This window comes from Agromyces sp. NPDC058064 (assembly GCF_042885275.1).
GTDB lineage: Bacteria > Actinomycetota > Actinomycetes > Actinomycetales > Microbacteriaceae > Agromyces.
The window spans coordinates 607,982-625,839 of the sequence record NZ_JBHVSE010000001.1 but is presented as its reverse complement, the minus strand read 5'-3'; the positions used below and the strand labels follow the sequence as shown (position 1 = coordinate 625,839).

Annotated in this window: 15 protein-coding genes; 10 read left to right on the top strand and 5 right to left on the bottom strand. The window is 72.8% G+C overall.

The genetic code is table 11. The features are described from left to right. The first annotated feature begins 4 nt into the window (after window positions 1-4). Together ACFVSL_RS02930 and ACFVSL_RS02925 are read left to right on the top strand one after the other, a co-directional pair. On the top strand, window positions 5-1,624 hold the full coding sequence (locus tag ACFVSL_RS02930; protein WP_386938338.1) for a cytochrome b/b6 domain-containing protein: 1,620 nt from the start codon (window positions 5-7) through the stop codon (window positions 1,622-1,624). Between the two features lies 1 nt (window position 1,625). Beyond that, on the top strand, window positions 1,626-2,210 hold the full coding sequence (locus tag ACFVSL_RS02925; RefSeq protein ID WP_386938336.1) for a TetR/AcrR family transcriptional regulator: 585 nt from the start codon (window positions 1,626-1,628) through the stop codon (window positions 2,208-2,210). Here ACFVSL_RS02925 and ACFVSL_RS02920 read toward each other — a convergent pair. Further along, window positions 2,200-3,345, bottom strand: a complete 1,146-nt coding sequence (locus ACFVSL_RS02920; protein ID WP_386939310.1) for an acyl-CoA dehydrogenase family protein — start codon at window positions 3,343-3,345, stop codon at window positions 2,200-2,202. The two genes, ACFVSL_RS02925 and ACFVSL_RS02920, sit on opposite strands and share 11 nt — an antisense overlap. Window positions 3,346-3,550: 205 nt before the next feature. Between ACFVSL_RS02920 and ACFVSL_RS02915 the strand changes: the two genes are divergently transcribed. After that, on the top strand, window positions 3,551-4,462 hold the full coding sequence (locus tag ACFVSL_RS02915) for a lytic transglycosylase domain-containing protein (RefSeq protein ID WP_386938334.1): 912 nt from the start codon (window positions 3,551-3,553) through the stop codon (window positions 4,460-4,462). Window positions 4,463-4,505: 43 nt separating this feature from the next. Here the strand turns inward: ACFVSL_RS02915 and ACFVSL_RS02910 are convergent, their stop codons facing one another. After that, entirely contained in the window at window positions 4,506-4,934 is a 429-nt protein-coding gene (locus tag ACFVSL_RS02910) for a winged helix-turn-helix transcriptional regulator (protein WP_386938333.1), read from the bottom strand. Between the two features lie 129 nt (window positions 4,935-5,063). Between ACFVSL_RS02910 and ACFVSL_RS02905 the strand changes: the two genes are divergently transcribed. Then, window positions 5,064-5,429 (top strand): DoxX family protein, encoded by a 366-nt coding sequence (locus ACFVSL_RS02905; RefSeq protein WP_386938331.1) that lies wholly within the window; start codon window positions 5,064-5,066, stop codon window positions 5,427-5,429. A 12-nt stretch (window positions 5,430-5,441) separates the two neighbouring features. Here ACFVSL_RS02905 and ACFVSL_RS02900 read toward each other — a convergent pair whose 3' ends face one another. Beyond that, window positions 5,442-6,395: a LysR family transcriptional regulator gene (locus tag ACFVSL_RS02900; RefSeq protein ID WP_386938329.1), complete on the bottom strand. Its 954-nt coding sequence runs from the start codon at window positions 6,393-6,395 to the stop codon at window positions 5,442-5,444. A 74-nt stretch (window positions 6,396-6,469) separates the two neighbouring features. Between ACFVSL_RS02900 and ACFVSL_RS02895 the strand changes: the two genes are divergently transcribed. From ACFVSL_RS02895 to ACFVSL_RS02885, 3 genes are all read left to right on the top strand, one after another. Then, a complete protein-coding gene (locus tag ACFVSL_RS02895) occupies window positions 6,470-7,972 on the top strand; it encodes an aminotransferase class I/II-fold pyridoxal phosphate-dependent enzyme (RefSeq protein WP_386938327.1) in 1,503 nt (500 codons plus the stop codon). Window positions 7,973-8,057: 85 nt separating this feature from the next. Beyond that, window positions 8,058-9,536 carry an amino acid permease gene (locus ACFVSL_RS02890; RefSeq protein ID WP_386938325.1) on the top strand — a complete coding sequence of 493 codons (1,479 nt, stop codon included), beginning with the start codon at window positions 8,058-8,060 and terminating at the stop codon, window positions 9,534-9,536. Between the two features lie 37 nt (window positions 9,537-9,573). Then, complete coding sequence (locus tag ACFVSL_RS02885) at window positions 9,574-9,912, top strand: hypothetical protein (RefSeq protein ID WP_386938324.1); 339 nt, start codon at window positions 9,574-9,576, stop codon at window positions 9,910-9,912. A 47-nt stretch (window positions 9,913-9,959) separates the two neighbouring features. Here the strand turns inward: ACFVSL_RS02885 and ACFVSL_RS02880 are convergent, their stop codons facing one another. Next, the gene (locus ACFVSL_RS02880; protein ID WP_386938322.1) at window positions 9,960-11,654 is read right to left on the bottom strand and encodes an alpha-amylase family glycosyl hydrolase; all 1,695 of its coding nucleotides are present in this window, start codon (window positions 11,652-11,654) and stop codon (window positions 9,960-9,962) included. Between the two features lie 64 nt (window positions 11,655-11,718). Then, window positions 11,719-12,099, bottom strand: a complete 381-nt coding sequence (locus ACFVSL_RS02875) for a DUF2255 family protein (RefSeq protein ID WP_386938320.1) — start codon at window positions 12,097-12,099, stop codon at window positions 11,719-11,721. Between the two features lie 139 nt (window positions 12,100-12,238). Between ACFVSL_RS02875 and ACFVSL_RS02870 the strand changes: the two genes are divergently transcribed. The 3 genes from ACFVSL_RS02870 (at window position 12,239) to ACFVSL_RS02860 (ending at window position 17,783) form a co-directional block, all read left to right on the top strand. After that, window positions 12,239-12,775, top strand: a complete 537-nt coding sequence (locus tag ACFVSL_RS02870; RefSeq protein WP_386938318.1) for a bifunctional nuclease family protein — start codon at window positions 12,239-12,241, stop codon at window positions 12,773-12,775. A 69-nt stretch (window positions 12,776-12,844) separates the two neighbouring features. Further along, the gene (locus tag ACFVSL_RS02865; protein ID WP_386938316.1) at window positions 12,845-13,648 is read left to right on the top strand and encodes an alpha/beta fold hydrolase; all 804 of its coding nucleotides are present in this window, start codon (window positions 12,845-12,847) and stop codon (window positions 13,646-13,648) included. A 157-nt stretch (window positions 13,649-13,805) separates the two neighbouring features. Then, window positions 13,806-17,783 (top strand): hypothetical protein, encoded by a 3,978-nt coding sequence (locus tag ACFVSL_RS02860; protein ID WP_386938315.1) that lies wholly within the window; start codon window positions 13,806-13,808, stop codon window positions 17,781-17,783. The last annotated feature ends 75 nt before the right edge of the window (window positions 17,784-17,858 follow it).

Sequence of the window (17,858 nt, the reverse complement as noted above, 5' to 3'; positions counted from 1 at the left end):
CCCGATGGCGACGTACGGGCGAACGACGCGGCAGGGCCTGCCCCGCGTGGCGGGCGGCGACCCCTGGCCGCCGGTGACCGAGCTCTCGGCGGAGGCGGTTCCCGCCGAGGCGCCGTCGGGCTCGGCCGCCACGGCGACGGCGGACGTCGCGCCCGCCGTGGCGGCGCCGGCGCCGGTTGCGGCCGAACCCGTCGCGGCTGCGGCCACCACCGTCGCGACGGCGCGCACGCTGCGCCGCGGACTTCCGCGCACGCCGGGCGGCGAGCCCTGGCCGCCCGCCGCCGCGGCACCCGCGGCGGCGAGCGCCGCCGACCTCGCGGCTCCGGCCGCCGCGGCCGTCGCCGCCCCCGCCGAGGCCGCCCCGGGCGGAGCCCCCGCGGCCGCGTCAGCCACGGCACCCGCAACGGCGCAGCCCGCCGCGACCGCCGTCGCCGGGGGAGTCGCCCTGCGTCGCGGACTTCCGCGCACGCCCGACGGCGAGCCCTGGCCCCCGGCAGGCACGGCCCCCGTGCGACCCGAGCGGGTCGTTGCGGCACCGGTCGAGGCCCCGCAGGCGGTCGAGCCCGAGCCCGTCGCGGCGCCGGCACCCGCTGCGCCGGCGGCTGCGGCCGCCGTGACGCCCGCGCCCGCGCCGGCGCCCCGGCCCACCCCGGCACCGCAGCCGCGGCGTGCGGCGGTCGCCGTGGCATCCGCGCGCCCTGAAGCAGAGCCGTGGCCGAAGCGCTACGGACCGTACACCCGGGCCGAGTGGGCCGGTGGCCTCGCCATCGGCGGCTTCGGCCTGCTGCTCGCCGCGACCGGGGTCGTCGTGGTGGTCAACTGGCTGCTCGCCCTCGCGCCGATGCAGGACTTCATCGCCACGTACCCGGGGGAGTACCACCTGCCCGAGTCGGCGCCCGTCGGCATCCCCGCGTGGATCGGCTGGCAGCACTTCTTCAACGTGTTCCTGATCGTGCTCATCATCCGCTCGGGCCTCCAGGTCCGCACGCAGAAGCGGCCGACCGCGTTCTGGTCGCCGCGGTGGAACGCGAAGCGCAAGATCAGCCTGTCGCTGTGGTTCCACCAGTCCCTCGACATCCTGTGGCTCGTCAACGGCCTCGTCTTCGTCGTGCTGCTCTTCGCGACCGGGCAGTGGATGCGGATCGTGCCGACGAGCTGGGAGGTCTTCCCGAACGCGATCTCGGCGCTGCTCCAGTACCTGTCGCTCGACTGGCCGACCGAGAACGGCTGGGTGAACTACAACAGCCTGCAGCAGATCGCCTACTTCGTCACCGTCTTCGTTGCGGCGCCGCTCGCGGTGATCACCGGCGTGCGGATGTCGGGCCTCTGGCCGAAGAACGCGAAGACGCTGAACCGCATCTACCCGGTCGAGTGGGCCCGGGCCGTGCACTTCCCGGTCATGCTCTACTTCGTGCTCTTCATCATCGTGCACGTCGGGCTCGTGTTCGCGACCGGCGCCCTGCGCAACCTCAACCACATGTACGCCAGCCAGGACGTCGTGAACTGGACGGGGTTCTGGATCTTCGTCGGCTCGCTCGCGGTGATCGCCGCCGCGTGGGTCGCGGCGCGACCGCTCGTGCTCGCACCCATCGCACGGCTGTTCGGCAAGGTCAGCGGGCGCTGACGTGGGCGACGCACCGGGCCGGCGCGACGAGATCCTCGCGATCGCGACGAGGCAGATCGCCTCGCGCGGCTACTCGTCGACGACCGTCCGCGACATCGCCGACGAGGCCGGCATCCTCTCGGGCAGCCTCTACCACCACTTCTCGTCGAAGGAGGCGGTGCTGCAGGAGATCCTGCGCACCTTCATGGGCGACACCCTCGCCCATTTCGAGCGGATCGTCGCGAGCGAGGGCAGCCACCGCGAGCACCTCGACCAGCTCGTCGAGCACGCCTTCCTCACGATCGAGGAGCGCCCCGACGAGGTGAGCATCTACCAGAACGAGACCGGGTTCCTGATGACCCAGCCCGGCTTCGAGTTCCTCGTCGACGGAGCCGCACGCATCGAGGAGCTCTGGCTCGAGCAGATCACGGCGGGCCAGCGCGACGGCGTCTTCCGGGAGTCGATCGACCCCCGCCTCGCCTTCCGCTTCATCCGCGACGCCGTCTGGTCGACGGTGCGCTGGTACCGGCCCGGGGGAAGCCACACGGCGGCGAGCGTGAGCGCGAACTACCTCGAGCTGCTGCACTCGGGGTTGCTCACGAGCTGAGCGCCAGAAGCCGCCGGGCGATGATCATGCGCATGACCTCGTTCGTGCCCTCGAGGATCTGGTGCACGCGCAGGTCCCGCACGACGCGTTCGATGCCGTACTCGGAGAGGTAGCCGTACCCGCCGTGCAGCTGCAGGGCGGTGTTCGCGACGGCGAAGGCGGCATCGGTCGCGAACCGCTTGGCCATCGCGCACCTCGCGGAGGCGTCGGAGTCGCGAGCGTCGATCGCGGCGGCCGCGTCATGCACGAGCAGGCGCGCGGCGTGCAGCTCGGTCGCCATGTCGGCGAGCGCGAACCCGACCGACTGGTGCTCGGCGAGGGGGTGCCCGAAGGTCTCGCGCTCGCGCACGTAGCGCAGCGTGCGGTCGAGCGCCCACTGGGCGCCGCCGAGCGAGCAGGCCGCGATGTTCACCCGGCCGCCGTCGAGCCCCGACATCGCGATCGCGAAGCCGTCGCCCTCCTCGCCGAGACGGTTGCCGACCGGTACGCGCACGTCGTCGAGCACGACCTGGCGCGTCGGCTGGGCGTTCCAGCCCATCTTCTTCTCCTCGGCCCCGAACGAGAGGCCGGACGCCTCGCCCGGGACGACGATCGCGCTGATCCCGTGCGAGCCCGCGCCGCCGGTGCGCGCGAAGACGAGGTAGACCGCCGACGAGCCCGCGCCCGAGATGAACTGCTTCACCCCGTTCAGCACGTACTCGTCGCCCTCGCGCCGCGCGGAGGTGGTCACGGCGGCGGCGTCGGACCCGGCGGACGGCTCGGTGAGGCAGTAGCTGCCGCGATCGACGAGCGAGCTCATGCCCGGAAGCCACCGCTGGCGCTGCGCCTCGTCGCCGTAGCGGTCGATCATCCACGCCACCATGTTGTGGATGGACAGGTACGCGGCGATGGCGGTGTCGCCCTTGGCGAGCTCCTCGAACACGAGGGCGGCGGTGAACCTGCCCAGCGCCGACCCGCCGACGTCCTCGGCGACGTAGATGCCGCCGAGTCCGAGTCTCCCGGCCAGTTCGAGGGTGTCGACCGGGAAGTGCTTCGTCTGGTCGCGCTCGTTCGCGAAGGGGGCGAGCTCGGCCGTCGTGAACTCGCGGACCGCGGCCACGATCGCGAGCTGATCTTCGGAGAGTGCGTTCGACATGGCTCGCATCAGCCCTTCCTCGGTGCCCGCGAGGCCGAGCCTAGTCGGGCGGGCGGTGATTCACGAGGAGGCCGACTGGCACGATCTGGGCGCAGGATCCGCGAAGGGCGCGTACTGTGGATGCGGGGTCGTCGCCGTCGCGCTCGAACGAGCGACCACGGTCGGCCCCGCGGGCACCCTGAACCAACGCCCGAACGGAGCAACGATGTCCTGGGACGACGATTTCGACGCCGACGATGCCGGCGAGCGCCGTCCAGCCCGCACGCCGGGCGGCTGGCGGAAGGCGATCGGCCGCGTCGCGATGTACGTGGGCGCGACGGTCGGCGTCGTCGCGCTCGTCGCCGGCGTCGTCGTGGCCGTGAACCTCATCGGCACGGCACGCAACCCCGGCGGCTTCGCCGCGCCGGCCGCGTACGGCTCGTACGTGGCGCTGCCGCCGACCACCGCGCAGCCCGACGAGCTCGACCGGGCCGAGGGCGACCCGTCGGCCGACGGCGGCACGGCGGCGCCCGAGGATCCCGCCGGCGTGTCGGGCTCGGGCCCCGGGCGGCTGCCGATGCCGGTGGTCGACGGCGAGTGGCTCGAGGCCGTGGCCGACGCCACCGGCATCCCGGTGCGGGCGCTCGCCGCCTACACGCTCGCCCACGTCGCCGTGGCCCAGGAGGAGCCGGAGTGCGGGGTCGACTGGGCGACGATCGCCGCGATCGGGTCGATCGAGTCGGATCACGGCCGCCACGGCGACTCGTCGCTCGGCGAGTCGGGCGACGTCCGTCCGCCGATCATCGGCCGGGCGCTCGACGGCGACGGGGTCGCCACGATCCACGACACCGACGACGGCGTCCTCGACGGCGACACCACGTGGGATCGCGCCGTCGGCCCGATGCAGTTCATCCCCTCGACCTGGGACCGGTGGGCGAGCGACGCGAACGGCGACGACGTGGCCGACCCCCATCAGATCGACGACGCCGCCCTCACGACGGCGCGCTACCTGTGCGCGGCGGGTCCGATGACGAGCCCCGAGGGCTGGCGCACGGCGGTGTACTCGTACAACCACGACAACGACTACGTCGACAAGGTGGCGCGGGTCGCGCAGGAGTACGCGGACGCGGTCGGCTGACCGCGCAGGTCGGCTCGGTCACTGCTCGGCGGCACGCCCCGCGTCAGCGGTCGGCGTCGTACGCCTCGCGGGCGTCGAGGATGTCGGTGCGATGGGCGGCGGCCCATCGGGCGAGCTCGATCACGGGCTCGGAGAGCGAGCGTCCGAGCGGGGTCGCCGCGTACTCGACGCGGGGCGGGATCTCGGGGTAGCTCGTGCGCGTCACGAGGCCGTCGCGCTCGAGGCTGCGCAGCGTCTGCGTGAGCATGCGGTGCGAGATGCCGTCGATCTTGCGCTGGAGCTCGGTGAAGCGCAGGGGGCCGTCGTGCAGCACGCCGATGACGAGCATGCTCCACTTGTCGCCGACACGGGCGAGGATCTCGCGGATGAGCCCGCTCGCCGGGTTGTCGACGCTGCACGCGGCGGTGCCCTCGTGCCCGAACGGGGCGTCGACGGGCGGGGTGAGCAGGGGACGCGGGGACGGACTCGGCATGCACGGCTCCTTTCGCAGGGCCCGATACGCACCTCGAGGTGCGCGACGCACGGAGAAGTGCCGGGCGCTCGAGGAATACGATACCCGATCGTGCGTTACGAACTGTTCGTAACCGAGAAGGGAACCCCCATGATCATCGCCCTCTGGATCGTCACCGCCGTGCTCGCCCTCGCCTTCGTGATGGCCGGCACCATGAAGGTCGTCACCCCGTACGAGCGCGTCGGGGAGAACGAGCGGATGGCCTGGGTCGAGACCGTGAACCCGGCCCAGCTCAAGGGCATCGGCGCGCTCGAGGTGATCGGCGCGCTCGGCCTGGTGCTGCCCGCCGCGACCGGCATCGCACCCTGGCTCACGCCCGTCGCGGCCTTCGCGCTCGCCGGCATGATGGCCGTGGCCGTCGGCCTCCACCTCCGTCGGCGCGAGCCCTTCGTCCCGAGCCTCGTGCTCGGCGTCGTCGCGGTCGCGATCGGCACCGGCTGGCTCGTCTTCGCCTGAGCCGGGCAGGCCTCACCGTCGATCCGGAGCGCGGGGAGGGGTGGTCGCCCCGGTCGCGGTCCCGGTCGCGGTCGCCAGGTCGGCTGCGGCCTCGACGAGGATGTCCCGGAGGCGTGCGAGCGCCGGCGGCTGCCCGTCGCCACGGGTGACGAAGGCGAGACGCCGCATCCCGAGCTCCTGCACCGACGGGCGCGCGACCACGCCGAACCCCGGCACGAGCGTCGACGGAACCGTGAGCGCGACGGCGAGATCGGCCGCGACGAGGCCGTGGATCATGTTGAGGTCGTCGGTACGGGTGAACACGTGCAGCTCCTGGCCGAGCGCGGCGCTCGCCCGGCGGAGCACCCGCTGGGACGCCTCGTCGTCGTTGCGGCTGCCGATCCAGCTGCGACCGAGCTCGGCGAGGTCGAGCTCGCCCAGCCGGGCCAGCGGACTCCGCTCCCCGACGAGGACCTGGAACGGCTCGGACATGAGCAGGGTCGACGCGAGATCGGGCGCGTCGAACGCCGGATCGCCTTCGAGGTCGTAGATGAGCGCCGCATGGAGGGCGCCCTCCCCGAGCATGCGCACGAGCTCGGTCGGCTCGCCCTCGACGAGCTCGACCTCGACGTGCATCGACGCCCGGAGCACCCGGATCGCCTCGGGCAGGAGCCGGGAGCCGATCGAGGGGAAGGTGCCGACGACGAGCGTCATCGCGCCGGCGTCGCGGTAGGTGGCGACGAGCCGCTCGGCGTGCGCGACCCGCGCGAGGATCTGCTCGCCCTCCTCGGCGAGCAGCTCGCCGATCGGGGTCAGTCGCGCGCCCCGCGGCGTGCGCTCGACGAGTCGCGCGCCGAGGCGGGCCTCGAGGGCATCGAGGTGGTGGGTGACGGTCGGGACGCCGTAGTGGAGGGCGCTCGCCGCCTTCGTGAGGCTGCCGTTCGTGCGCACGGCGAGGATGACGCGGAGCTGCTGCAACGAGATCACTCATAGAGCGTATGTCGCTGCGGCACAGATTCACCCACTTCTCATGTCGCCCGAGGCTTCCTAGCCTGAACCTCATGTTCCACGCCGCACCGACGCAGCTCCCCACGCAGACCGAGGTCCCGTACGCCGACGCGCTCCGCGCGCTCGCCGCCGGCGACTGGCAGCACATCCACGTGCCCGCCCACCACGGCCACGCCGAGAACGCGCCCGGGATCGCCTCGTTCATCGGCGAGCAGGCGCTGCGCATGGACAAGCCGATGCTGTTCAGCGGCATCGACCAGGACAGCTGGCGCATGATCAACCCCGCGAAGCCGACGCCGCTCGCCCGCTCGCTCGAGCTCGCGGCCGACGCCTGGGGCGCCCGCCGCGCCTGGTTCCTCACCAACGGGGCGTCCCAGGGCAACCACATCGCGACGATGGTCGCCCGCGCGCTCGGCCGCGAGCTCGTCGTGCAGCGCGGCGTGCACTCGAGCGTCATCGACGGCATCGCCCACGGCGGCATCGACGCGCACTTCGTGCAGGGGGCGGTCGACAGCGCCCTCGGCTCCTCGCACGGGCTGACGGCCGAGCAGGTCGACGCCGCCCTCACCGCCCACCCCGCGAGCGGGGCGGTCTACCTCACGAGTCCCAGCTACTTCGGCGCCGTCTCCGACATCGCCGCGATCGCGGGCGTGGCCCATGCGCACGGCGTGCCGCTCATCGTCGACGAGGCGTGGGGCGCGCACTTCGGCTTCCACCCCGGACTGCCCACGAACGCCGCCAGGCTCGGCGCCGACCTCGTCGTCTCGAGCACGCACAAGGGAGGCGGCTCGCTCACGCAGTCGGCCATGCTCTTCCTCGGGGAGGGGCCGTTCGGCCGACGCCTCGAAGGCCTCGTCGACCGGGTGCACCGCTCCTACCAGTCGACCTCCTCGAGCGCGCTGCTCATGGCCTCGCTCGACGAGGCCCGGCGCCGCCTCGTCGTCGACGGCGAGCGCTCCATCGGCGAGACGCTGGCCGCAGCCGAGGCGATCCGCCGCGGCATCCGCGAGGGCGGGCGCTTCCGCGACGCGAGCGACGACATCCGCGAGAGCGCGGGCACCGTCGACCTCGACCCCTTCAAGATCGTCATCGACACCCGCGCCGGCGGCATCTCGGGCGGCGAGGCGCACCACCGCCTCATCCGCGATCACGGGGTCGTCGTCGAGCTCTCGACGCACTCGGCGATCCTGCTGCTGCTCGGCGCGACGAGCCGGGTCGACGTCGACCGCTTCCTCGCCGCGCTGCACGCGCTGCCCGTGGTCGCCGAGAGCCTCAGCGACCCCCGTCCGCTGCCGCCCGTCGCGCCGCTCGCGATGAGCGTGCAGGACGCGTTCCTCAGCGAGACCGAGGTGATCCCGTGGCAGGAGAGCGTCGGCCGAGTTTCCGCCGACGCCCTCGCCGCGTATCCTCCTGGTATCCCCAATGTGCTTCCCGGTGAACCGTTCACCCGCGAAGTGCTCGATTTCCTCCGCGCCACCGCTGCCGATGCCTCGGGTTACGTGCGCGGCAGCGTCGATCCCCGGCTCGACCGCGTGCGCGTCGTCGCCCGAGCCTGAGCCGGGCGCCGAGCCCGGGTCCAGACGCCCGGCGCATGGTCTCGAGCACCCCCGCCCCGATCCGCACAGACGAAGGAGTCCCCCTATGACCGAAGCGGTATCGCCCCCCAGACCGACCGGCGCCTCGAGCGAGGCCCCGCCCGCCGAGCTCGAACGCGGGCTGAAGAACCGGCACCTCCAGCTGATCGCGATCGGCGGCGCCATCGGCACCGGCCTGTTCCTCGGCTCGGGCACCGTCATCAGCCTCACCGGCCCGTCGATCATCTTCGTGTACATGATCATCGGCGTCTTCGTGTTCTTCATCATGCGGGCGCTCGGCGAGCTGCTGCTGTCGAACCTGCACTACAAGACGTTCGGCGACATCGCGAAGGACATGCTGGGCCCGTGGGCCGGGTTCTTCGTCTCGTGGACCTACTGGTTCTCGTGGGTGGTCGCCTGCGTCGCCGACATCGTGGCGATCACCGCGTACACGCAGTACTTCGCCCCCGACCTGCCCGTCTGGGTGCCCGCGCTGCTCACGGCGATCGGTCTCACGATCCTCAACCTGCAGCCGGTGAAGTGGTTCGGCGAGACCGAGTTCTGGTTCGCGATCGTGAAGATCGTCGCGATCCTCGGGCTCATCGCGGTCGGCATCGTGCTCATCGTGACGGGCTACACGAGCCCCGACGGCGTGCAGGCCTCGGTGACGAACCTGTGGGAGCACGGCGGGCTGTTCCCGCTCGGCGCCTCGGGCTTCATCATGGGCTTCCAGATGGGCGTGTTCGCCTTCATCGGCGTCGAGCTCGTCGGCACCGCCGCCGCCGAGACGCAGAACCCGCGCCGCAACCTGCCGAAGGCGATCAACTCGATCGTCGTGCGCATCATCGTCTTCTACGTGGGAGCGATGGTCGTCATCATGAGCATCACGCCCTGGGACCAGATCGAGGCGGGGACGAGCCCGTTCACCTCGACCCTGCTGCTCGCGGGGTTCGGGGCGGCGGCTTTCGCCATCAACCTCGTCGTGCTGACCTCCGCGGCGTCGAGCGCGAACTCGGGGCTGTATTCCGGTACGCGCATGTTGTTCGGCCTCGCGAAGGACGGCCACGCGGCGCGCGTCTTCGCGAAGGTCGACCGGCGGTTCATCCCGCGCAACGCCGTCTTCTTCACCTGCGTGTTCCTGTTCGCGGCGATCCCGCTGCTCTACGCCGGCGACGGCGTCGTGCAGGCGTTCACCTTCGTGAGCTCGGTGTGCGCGAGCCTCGTGCTCTTCACCTGGGGCTCGATCGTCGCGAGCCACCTCGTGTACCAGCGCCGCCACCCCGAGAAGCACGCGGCCTCGGCGTTCCGCATGCCGTTCGCGAAGGTCACGCCGTGGCTCGTGTTCGCCTTCTTCGCGTTCATCATCGTGACGCTGCTGCTCGGCGAGAGCACGCGCCCCGCGCTCCTCGCGGCCCCCGTGTGGTTCGTCGTGCTCGCGTTCCTGTGGATGCTCCGCCGTCGCCGCCTGCTCCGCGAGGGGCTGCCGCTGACCGGCGCGATCCCGACCACCACCCATCCGCTCGACGAGGTCGACGCGGAGCACTGAGCCGGGCCTGCGACCTCCTTCGGGAAACGGGGGGAGGATGGTCGCAGGCCCCTTCGCGGCCGCCCGGCGGGACGGGCGGCCGAGGGGCGAGCACGACGCGGGGGAGGGGCACGGCATGGCGATGAGCCGGCGCGCGAGGGGGCGCCTCGTCGCGGCGCTCGTCTGGGTCGGCGGATGGGCGCTCGCGCTCGCATTCGTGCGCATCTCGCTCGACTGGTCGGACGCGCAGCCCTACGAGGGCGAGACGACCGAGCTGCGCTACGTCGTCCTCGCGACCATCGCCGGGTCGGTGATGATCGGCAGCGCCGTCACCGCCGTCGTCGTCTGGTGGCGCGCAGGGCGCGCCTCGCGCGGCCGAGGCCGGGAAGGCGGCTGACGCCGGGGACGCCGCGAGGCAGCCGAGGCCCGGAGACCGCGGGCGGCTCAGCGCAGCCAGACCGTCGTCGCGCCGGGCAGCGTGCCGTCGCCGGGCAGCGCGCCGCTCGCGACGAGCACCTCGCCGTCGGGCAACGACACGGCCTCGTCGCCGAAGTTCGTCACCGAACGCCATCCGCCCGGCCGGGCGAAGGCGAGCGCCGTCGGCCCGGGGGCCTCCAGCCACTCGAGCGTCTCGGCGCCCTGCAGCTCGCGACGCAGCCGCAGCGCGTCGCGGTAGAGCTCGAGCGTCGATCCGGGCACCCCCGCCTCGACGTCGACGGCGTAGCGGGCGAACCACTCGGGCTGCGGCAGGTGCGGGGCCGCGCCGCCTGCGGGGCCGAACCCGAAGGAGGGGCCCTCCGCCGTCCAGGGCAGCGGCACGCGGCATCCGTCGCGACCGACCTCGACGCCCGTGTTGCGGAAGAACACCGGGTCCTGCCGCTCGACGTCGGGGATCTCGCCGACCTCGGGCAGGCCGAGCTCCTCGCCCTGGTAGAGGTACGCCGAGCCCGGCAGCGCGAGCATGAGCAGCGTCGCCGCGCGAGCGCGACGGAGGCCGAGCTCGGCGTCGACGAACTCGGGGTCGCCGCCCGCGAGCAGCCACGCCTTGCCCTCCGCGCCGGTCGGCGTGCCGCCCACGGCGCCCGACTCGTCGGTCAGGCCGTAGCGTGTCGCATGCCGCACGACGTCGTGGTTCGAGAACACCCAGGTCGACGAGGCGCCCGTCGCGGCCGCCTCGGCGAGGTTCTTCGCGATCACCTCGCGGAAGCCCTCCGCCTCGAAGCCCGCCTGGAGCAGGTCGAAGTTGAACGCCTGGCCGAGCCCCTCGGGCGAGGCGTAGCGGGCGCGCCGGTCGGCGTGCACCCACGCCTCGGCGACCGCCGTGCGCGGCGGGTCGTACTCGTCGAACACGCGCCGCCACTCGGCGTAGACCTCGTGCACGTCGTCGCGGTCCCAGAGGGGGTGGGATCCGTCGGCGAAGAGGTCGGCGCGGTGGATCGTCGCGAGGTCGTCGTGCGCGCCGTCCAGGTCCTTCTTGAGTCCGTGGGCGACGTCGACGCGGAAGCCGTCGACGCCCCGGTCGCTCCAGAACCGCAGCGTCCGCCGGAAGTCCTCGTGCACCTCCGGCAGCTCCCAGTTGAGGTCGGGCTGCTCCTTCGCGAAGAGGTGGAAGTACCACTGGCCCGGGGTGCCGTCGGGCTCGGTGACGCGCTCCCAGGCGCTGCCGCCGAAGATCGAGGGCCACGCGTTCGGCGGCAGATCGCCGTTCGGGCCGCGCCCGTCGCGGAAGAGGTACCGCTCGCGCTCGGGCGAGCCGGGGCCGGCGGCGAGCGCCGCGCGGAACCACCCGTGCCGGTCGGAGCTGTGGTTCGGCACGATGTCGACGACCACCTTGATGCCCGCACCGTGCAGCGCGGCGACCATCTCGTCGAACTCGGCGAGGGTGCCGATCTTCGGGTCGACGTCGCGGTAGTCGTCGACGTCGTAGCCGCCGTCGGCGAGGGCGGAGGGGTAGAACGGGCTGAGCCACACCGCGTCGACGCCGAGCTCGGCGAGGTAGGGCACCCGCGAGGTGATGCCGACGAGGTCGCCGATGCCGTCGCCGTTGCGGTCGGCGAAGCTGCGCGGGTAGATCTGGTAGACGGCCGCCTGGCGCCACCAGTCCGGGTCGGATGCCACGTGCTCGGCCTCGTTCGTCATGCGGTCCTCTCGGCGCGGCGTTCGCCGCGCATCCCGCCATTCTTCACGAGGCGGTGCCGACGGGCTACGCCTCGTTCGGGGCGAGTCGCACCGTGACGCCGTAGCGGTGCTCGCCGACGACGGTGCCCACGATCTTCGGGCCGTGGCGGTCGTACTTGCGGTGGTAGTCGGCGTCGAGCGGCGCGTTCGCCGCGGCGTCGCCCGGTTCGAACCGCACCTCGCGCTCGATGCCGCCGGCGCGGATGCGGCCGCGGCCGCTCGCGAGGGCGTGCCGGTACCAGGCGGCGTCGGGGCCGTACGCCGACCGGGTGTACAGCTCGTCGCCGGCCCTCGCGACCCACATCACGACGTACGGGCGGAGCGTGCCGTCGGCCCGGTACGAGGCGAGGCTCAGCTCCTCCGCGTCGCCGATGCGGTCGAGCTCGTCGGGGGTCCAGGCGGTCATGCTGTTGCTCCTTCGATCGCGGTCAGGATCGTTCCATCCTGAACCCGGCGAGCACCGCGCGCCAGCGCGCTCGCTACGGGCGAACCGCACGTCGTCGAACGCCCTGTCGGCGGGCGGTGAAGGCGCCTACCCTCGAAACATGGTCCAGGTCCGCGTGCTCGGCATCGCGCTCGACGCCGCGCAGCAGCACCTCGTGCTGCTGAAGCCGCTCGACGGCCTCGAGCCCGGCGCCCCCCGGGTGCTGCCGATCTGGATCGGCTCGCAGGAGGCGACCTCGATCCTCGTCGCGCTCGAGGGAGAGCGGCCGCCCCGCCCGCTCTCGCACGACCTCATCACGACGCTCTTCGCGACGCTCGACTCGCGGGTCGAGCGGGTCGACGTGACCCGCATCGAGAACGGCACCTTCTACGCCGAGCTCACGATCACCACCCCGAGCGGGCGGCAGGTCGTCGATGCGCGGCCGTCGGACGCGGTGGCCCTCGCGCTGCGGGCCGCGGCGCCGATCTTCGTCGCCGACGAGGTGCTCGACGAGGCGGCCGTCCCCGCCGCGTTCGCCGGGGAGGACGACGAGGCCGCCGAGGGCGGCTCGGGCGACGAGGGGCGAGACGACGAGGTCGAGCTCGCCGAGTTCAAGCGCTTCCTCGACGACGTCGACCCCGAGGACTTCCAGGGCTGAGCCGGCGGCCGGGGCCGGAGTTCGGCCGGCGTGGTGCGCGAGGCATCCGCAACCGGGAGAATGGCCGACATGGATGCCTCGCTTCCGCAGCTGACCGCGATGCCCGCCCCGCAGTTCGTGATGACCGCGGAGGGGCGGCGCATCGCGACGTACTCCTGGGGCGACGAGTCGGCGCCGACCGTGCTCGCGGTGCACGGCTTCGCGTCGAGCTGCCGCGACAACTGGGTCAACACCGGCTGGGTGCGCGACCTGCTGAACGCCGGGTACCGGGTGCTCGGCGTCGACCAGCTCGGGCACGGCGCGAGCGACAAGCCGCGCGAGGCGTCCGAGTACGCGATGTCGGCGCTCGTGCAGGACCTCGTGACCGTGCTCGACACCTATCTCCTCGACACCGTGCGCTATGCGGGCTACTCGCTCGGTGCGCGCGTGGGCTGGCAGCTCGCCGTGCAGGCCCCCGAGCACGTCGACTGCGCCGTGCTCGGCGGCATCCCCGACGGCCGGCCCCTCGCCCGCCTCGACATCGCGCAGGCGCGCGAGTACGCCCTGCACGGCACCCCCGTCGACGACCCCGTGACCCGCAACTACGCGACCCTCGCCGAACGTGTGGAGGGCAACGACCTGCTCGCGCTGATCGCACTCGCCGAGGGCATGCGGCACGGCGGCGACGCCGATCCCGACGTGTCGAGGCCGCCGCGGCAGCGGATCCTCTTCGCCACCGGCACGAAGGACGCGATCATCGAGGAGTCGCGCCTCCTCGCCGCGGCGACACCGCGGGGCGAGTTCGTCGAACTGCCCGGGCGCCACCACTTCAACGCGCCGGGGTCGCGGGTGTTCCGCGAGGCGGCGATCGGGTTCTTCGGCGCGCAGGGCTGAGCTCGCCGCCGCCGGGGCCGGGGAGTCCGGGCCTGTACCCCGTGGCGCGGGTCCGCTACGGTGAAACCGTGCGCACGCCGGGGGGAACGGGCCATGTGATCAGCGCGACGGCATCACCGTCGCCCCAGCCCTGTGCGCGATCGAGGGACGGCCGAGCATGACCGGGCGGCGGCGGAGGGGCGCGGCGGCGATCGCCGTCGCACTGCTCGCAGCCGTCCTCGTGCCGCTCGGCGCCGCGGGGCCCGCCGCGGCCGCGACGCTGTCGCCGTCGGGGCTCCAGACCGGCATGGTCGTCAACGGCACGACGACCCCGGCCTCCCCGCCGAACACGTTCAACTGGGGCGACTTCATCACCGACGTGCAGCCCGATGGCAGCTTCACCTTCGCCCCGACCGGCGCGTACACGACCGCCCAGGGGCTCCAGTCGAGCGGCATCATCCAGGCGGCCTTCGACTGGGACAACAACGCCGAGACGGCGGCGTGCGCGGTCGGAGCCGAGCCCACCGGCGCGCCGCCGAGCCAGAGCCCGAACACGAACCCGTGGCTGCCCGGCTCGGCCAAGCCGAACGAGAAGGGCGACCTCTGCTCGACCGGCTACGGCCTCGAGGTCGTCGTCGCCGCCGACGGCACCCGGCACGCGATCCTCTACGGCTACTGGACGAGGTACGCGGGCAACGGCGAGGTGAGCATCTTCCAGGACCTCGAGGGGCCTGCCTCCGGCCGGTGCGACGACGTGCTCATCGAGTTCGACTACGCCTCGTCGGGCACGACCGCCCGCGTGCTGCGCTGGGTGCCGAGCGCGGGCGACGCGTGCGCGAACCCGCTCGGCGCCGGAACCTGGCAGGCGCAGCCGGGCACGGCCGACATCGCCTGGTCGACGGGAGTGCGGCAGGAGGGGCCGCCGCTCACGAACCAGCCGCTCGACACCTTCGGCGAGTTCGCGATCGACCTGAACACCGCGGGCATCTTCGCGCCGACGCAGTGCAGCACGTTCGAGGTGTCCGAGATGTTCACGCGCACCGGCAACTCGCCGCAGGCGAACATCCAGGACTTCGCCGAGCACACGCCCGACCCGATGAGCATCTCGAACTGCGGCGCCCTCACGGTGACGAAGGAGACCGTGCCCGACGGGGTCGTGGCCGACGACGACTTCGGCTTCACCATCGCGCGCGATGGGGGCGTGGTGATCCCCGGTCCTCCCCCCGTCGACACGATCGACGACACCGTCGCGGCGGGGGAGACGAAGACCTACCCCGACGTGCTCGCCGGATCCGACTACCGCCTGGACGAGACGGCCATCCCCGCTCCATGGTCGCTGCAGTCGGTGGTCTGCACCGCGATCCCGCTCGCCGGCGGCCCTCCGCAGCAGTTCGTCCTCGACGATCCGGCCGACCGATTCGTCGTCTCGCCCGAGAACACGACCGACTGCGTGATCACGAACTCCGCCGCGGTGATCACCGTCGTGAAGCAGATCGAGCCCGACGGCTCCACCGCCGACTTCGGGTTCGAGGCCACCGGGCAGGCGACGTTCCGGCTCAGCGACGGCGGCAGTCGCTCCTTCGCGGTGCCGGTCGGCGAGCCCGTCTCGATCGCCGAGGCGCCCGCCGACGGCTGGCTGCCGCCGGGCATCAGCTGCGACGCCGAGGCCGAGACGGGCGAGCGCTCGGTCACCGTCACCCCGGAGGCCGGGCAGAACATCACCTGCACGTTCACGAACACCCAGCTCGGCACCGTCATCGTCTCCAAGGAGGCCCACGGCGTCGACGGCCGCACCTTCGACTTCACGAGCGACCTGCCCGGCGGCGAGGAGTTCAGCATCGCCGTGCCGAACGGCGACGGCACCCTCTACGAGGAGGTCTTCACGGGGGTCGCGCCGGGCGACTACACGATCACCGAGGCCACCGACGAGGGGGACCCGGCGACCCGGCTGGCCGACCTCTCGTGCACCTACGGCGGCAGCGACAACACGGGCGACCTCGAGCTGCGCACGATCGACCTCACGGTGCTGCCGGGCGAGACGGTGCGGTGCTTCTTCACGAACAGCCTCCCGGGCTCGATCGCGGTCATCAAGCGCACCGTGCCGGTGGAGTACGACCAGCAGTTCGCGTTCCTCTTCACCCCGCCCGACGACGAGCCGACCGCGTTCGCACTCAACGGCAGCTCGACGCCGCCGAACGTCGCCCTGGCCTCGTTCGGCGGGCTGGAGCCCGGCAGCTACACGATCACCGAGCCCGCCGACGTCGACGGATGGTCGCTCGACGGCCTCGACTGCAACGGCGCGGAATGGACGCCGAGCGCCGACGGGCGCGGCGTCGTCGTCGAGCTCGCCGACACCGAGGCGGCGGTCTGCTTCTTCACCAACCGCGCGGAGCCGGCGTCGCTGTCGGTCGAGAAGTCGGTCGCCGGCACCGACCCCGGGCTGGCGTGGTCGTTCGACTTCGAGCTCGTCGCCCCGGGCGGCGGCGTCGAGGGCCGCACCGCGACCGACGGGGCGCCCGTGGTCGAGTGGGGCGAGCTCACGCCGGGCGCCACCTACACGGTGCGCGAGGCCGGGGCCGCCCAGTCCGGCTGGACCCGCGGCGAGCTCGTCTGCGAGGGGGTCGCCGACCTCGACCCCGCCGTGCCCGGCGTGCAGTTCGCGCCCGCACCCGGCCAGGCGATCTCCTGCTCGGTCGAGAACACGGCGGCGACGTCGTCGATCACGGTGGCCAAGATCTCCAGCGGCATCGCCTCGGACTTCGAGTGGTCGTTCGACCTGTCGATCGCGCCGGTGCCCGAGGGCGAGACGGACCCCAAGACCGTGAGCGGCGTCGGGCAGTCGGCCCAGAGCGTGAGCTGGTCGGGTCTCGTGCCCGGTCGGAGCTACTCCATCACCGAGGACGTGCCCGGCGGCTGGAACGGCACCGTGGGCTGCGACGGCCTCGTCGACGAACAGCCCGAGACGCCCGGCCTGCAGTTCACGGCCCCGGTCGGGCAGGGGCTCGCCTGCACGTTCACGAACCAGGCCGTGGCGGGCACCGGCACGCTCACCAAGACCTCGCTCGGCGGTGACGGCACGTTCGAGTTCGTGCTGATGGATCTCGACCACGAGGTCGACCCGGTGACCGTGGGCGCCGTGACCGAGGGAGGCACCGTGAGCATCCCCCTGCCCGTGATCGTCCCGGGCGTCCGATACTCGTTCGCCGAGGTCGACCGCCCCGAGTGGATCGAGGGTTCGCTCAGCTGCACGATCACGCCGGGCGACGGGAGTGCGCCGTTCGTGATCGACGACCTCTCGGAGTTCTCGGTCGGCCCCGGCGACGTGGGCGACTGCCGTGCCGTGAACACGGCGCCGGGGCGCATCGTCATCGCGAAGGCGGTCGACGGTGCCGACGGCGCCTTCTCGTTCACCGGCGACTGGCTCGACCCGCCCGAGTTCACCATCACCACGAGCGACGGCACGGGGGCCGCGATCTTCGACGCGATCCCGCCGGGGAGCTACGCGGTCGCGGAGTCCGACGAGGACGGCTACGACACGACCGACCTCAGCTGCGTCGACGGCGACGCGGAGGGCACCGCGTCGACGGTCGTCGACCTCGTCGGCTCGATCGAGCTCGACCCGGGCGAGACGGTCACCTGCACGTTCACCAACGTGGAGTGGGGTGTGCTCGTCGTCGACAAGACGACCGACCCGAGCGGCTCGCCGCAGGAGTTCGGCTTCGAATGGGGCGCTTCGGGCGAACCGGGCGAGGGCTTCACGCTGGCGGATGCCTCGCCGCCGTTCTCGACCGCGCCGCTCGCGCCGGGCGAGTACGTCGTCACCGAGCTCGGCACCGACGGGTGGGAGCTCGCGGGGATCACGTGCACGGGGGCGAGCGACGGGGTCGAGGTCGAGGGCTCGAGCGCGATCGTCGGCCTCGGGCTCGGCGACACGGCCGTCTGCACCTTCGCGAACGAGCAGACCTCGCCGCCCGGGCCCACGCCCGGGCCGAGTCCCGGTCCGCCGGCCCCGTCCGGCCCGGGTGCGCTCTCCGACACGGGATTCGAGGGAGCGGGCTGGGGGCTGCTCGCGTTCGTCGCGGTGCTGCTCGGCGCGGCGGCCGTCGTGCTCGCCCGGTCGCAGGGGCGCCGGGCGCGAGTGCGCGCCGACGACTGACGGCGGATCCGCCGGACCGGCTCGTGGAGCTCTGCGCGTGCGGGGCCGGGCCCGATGTCGTCGTGACCGCGTACG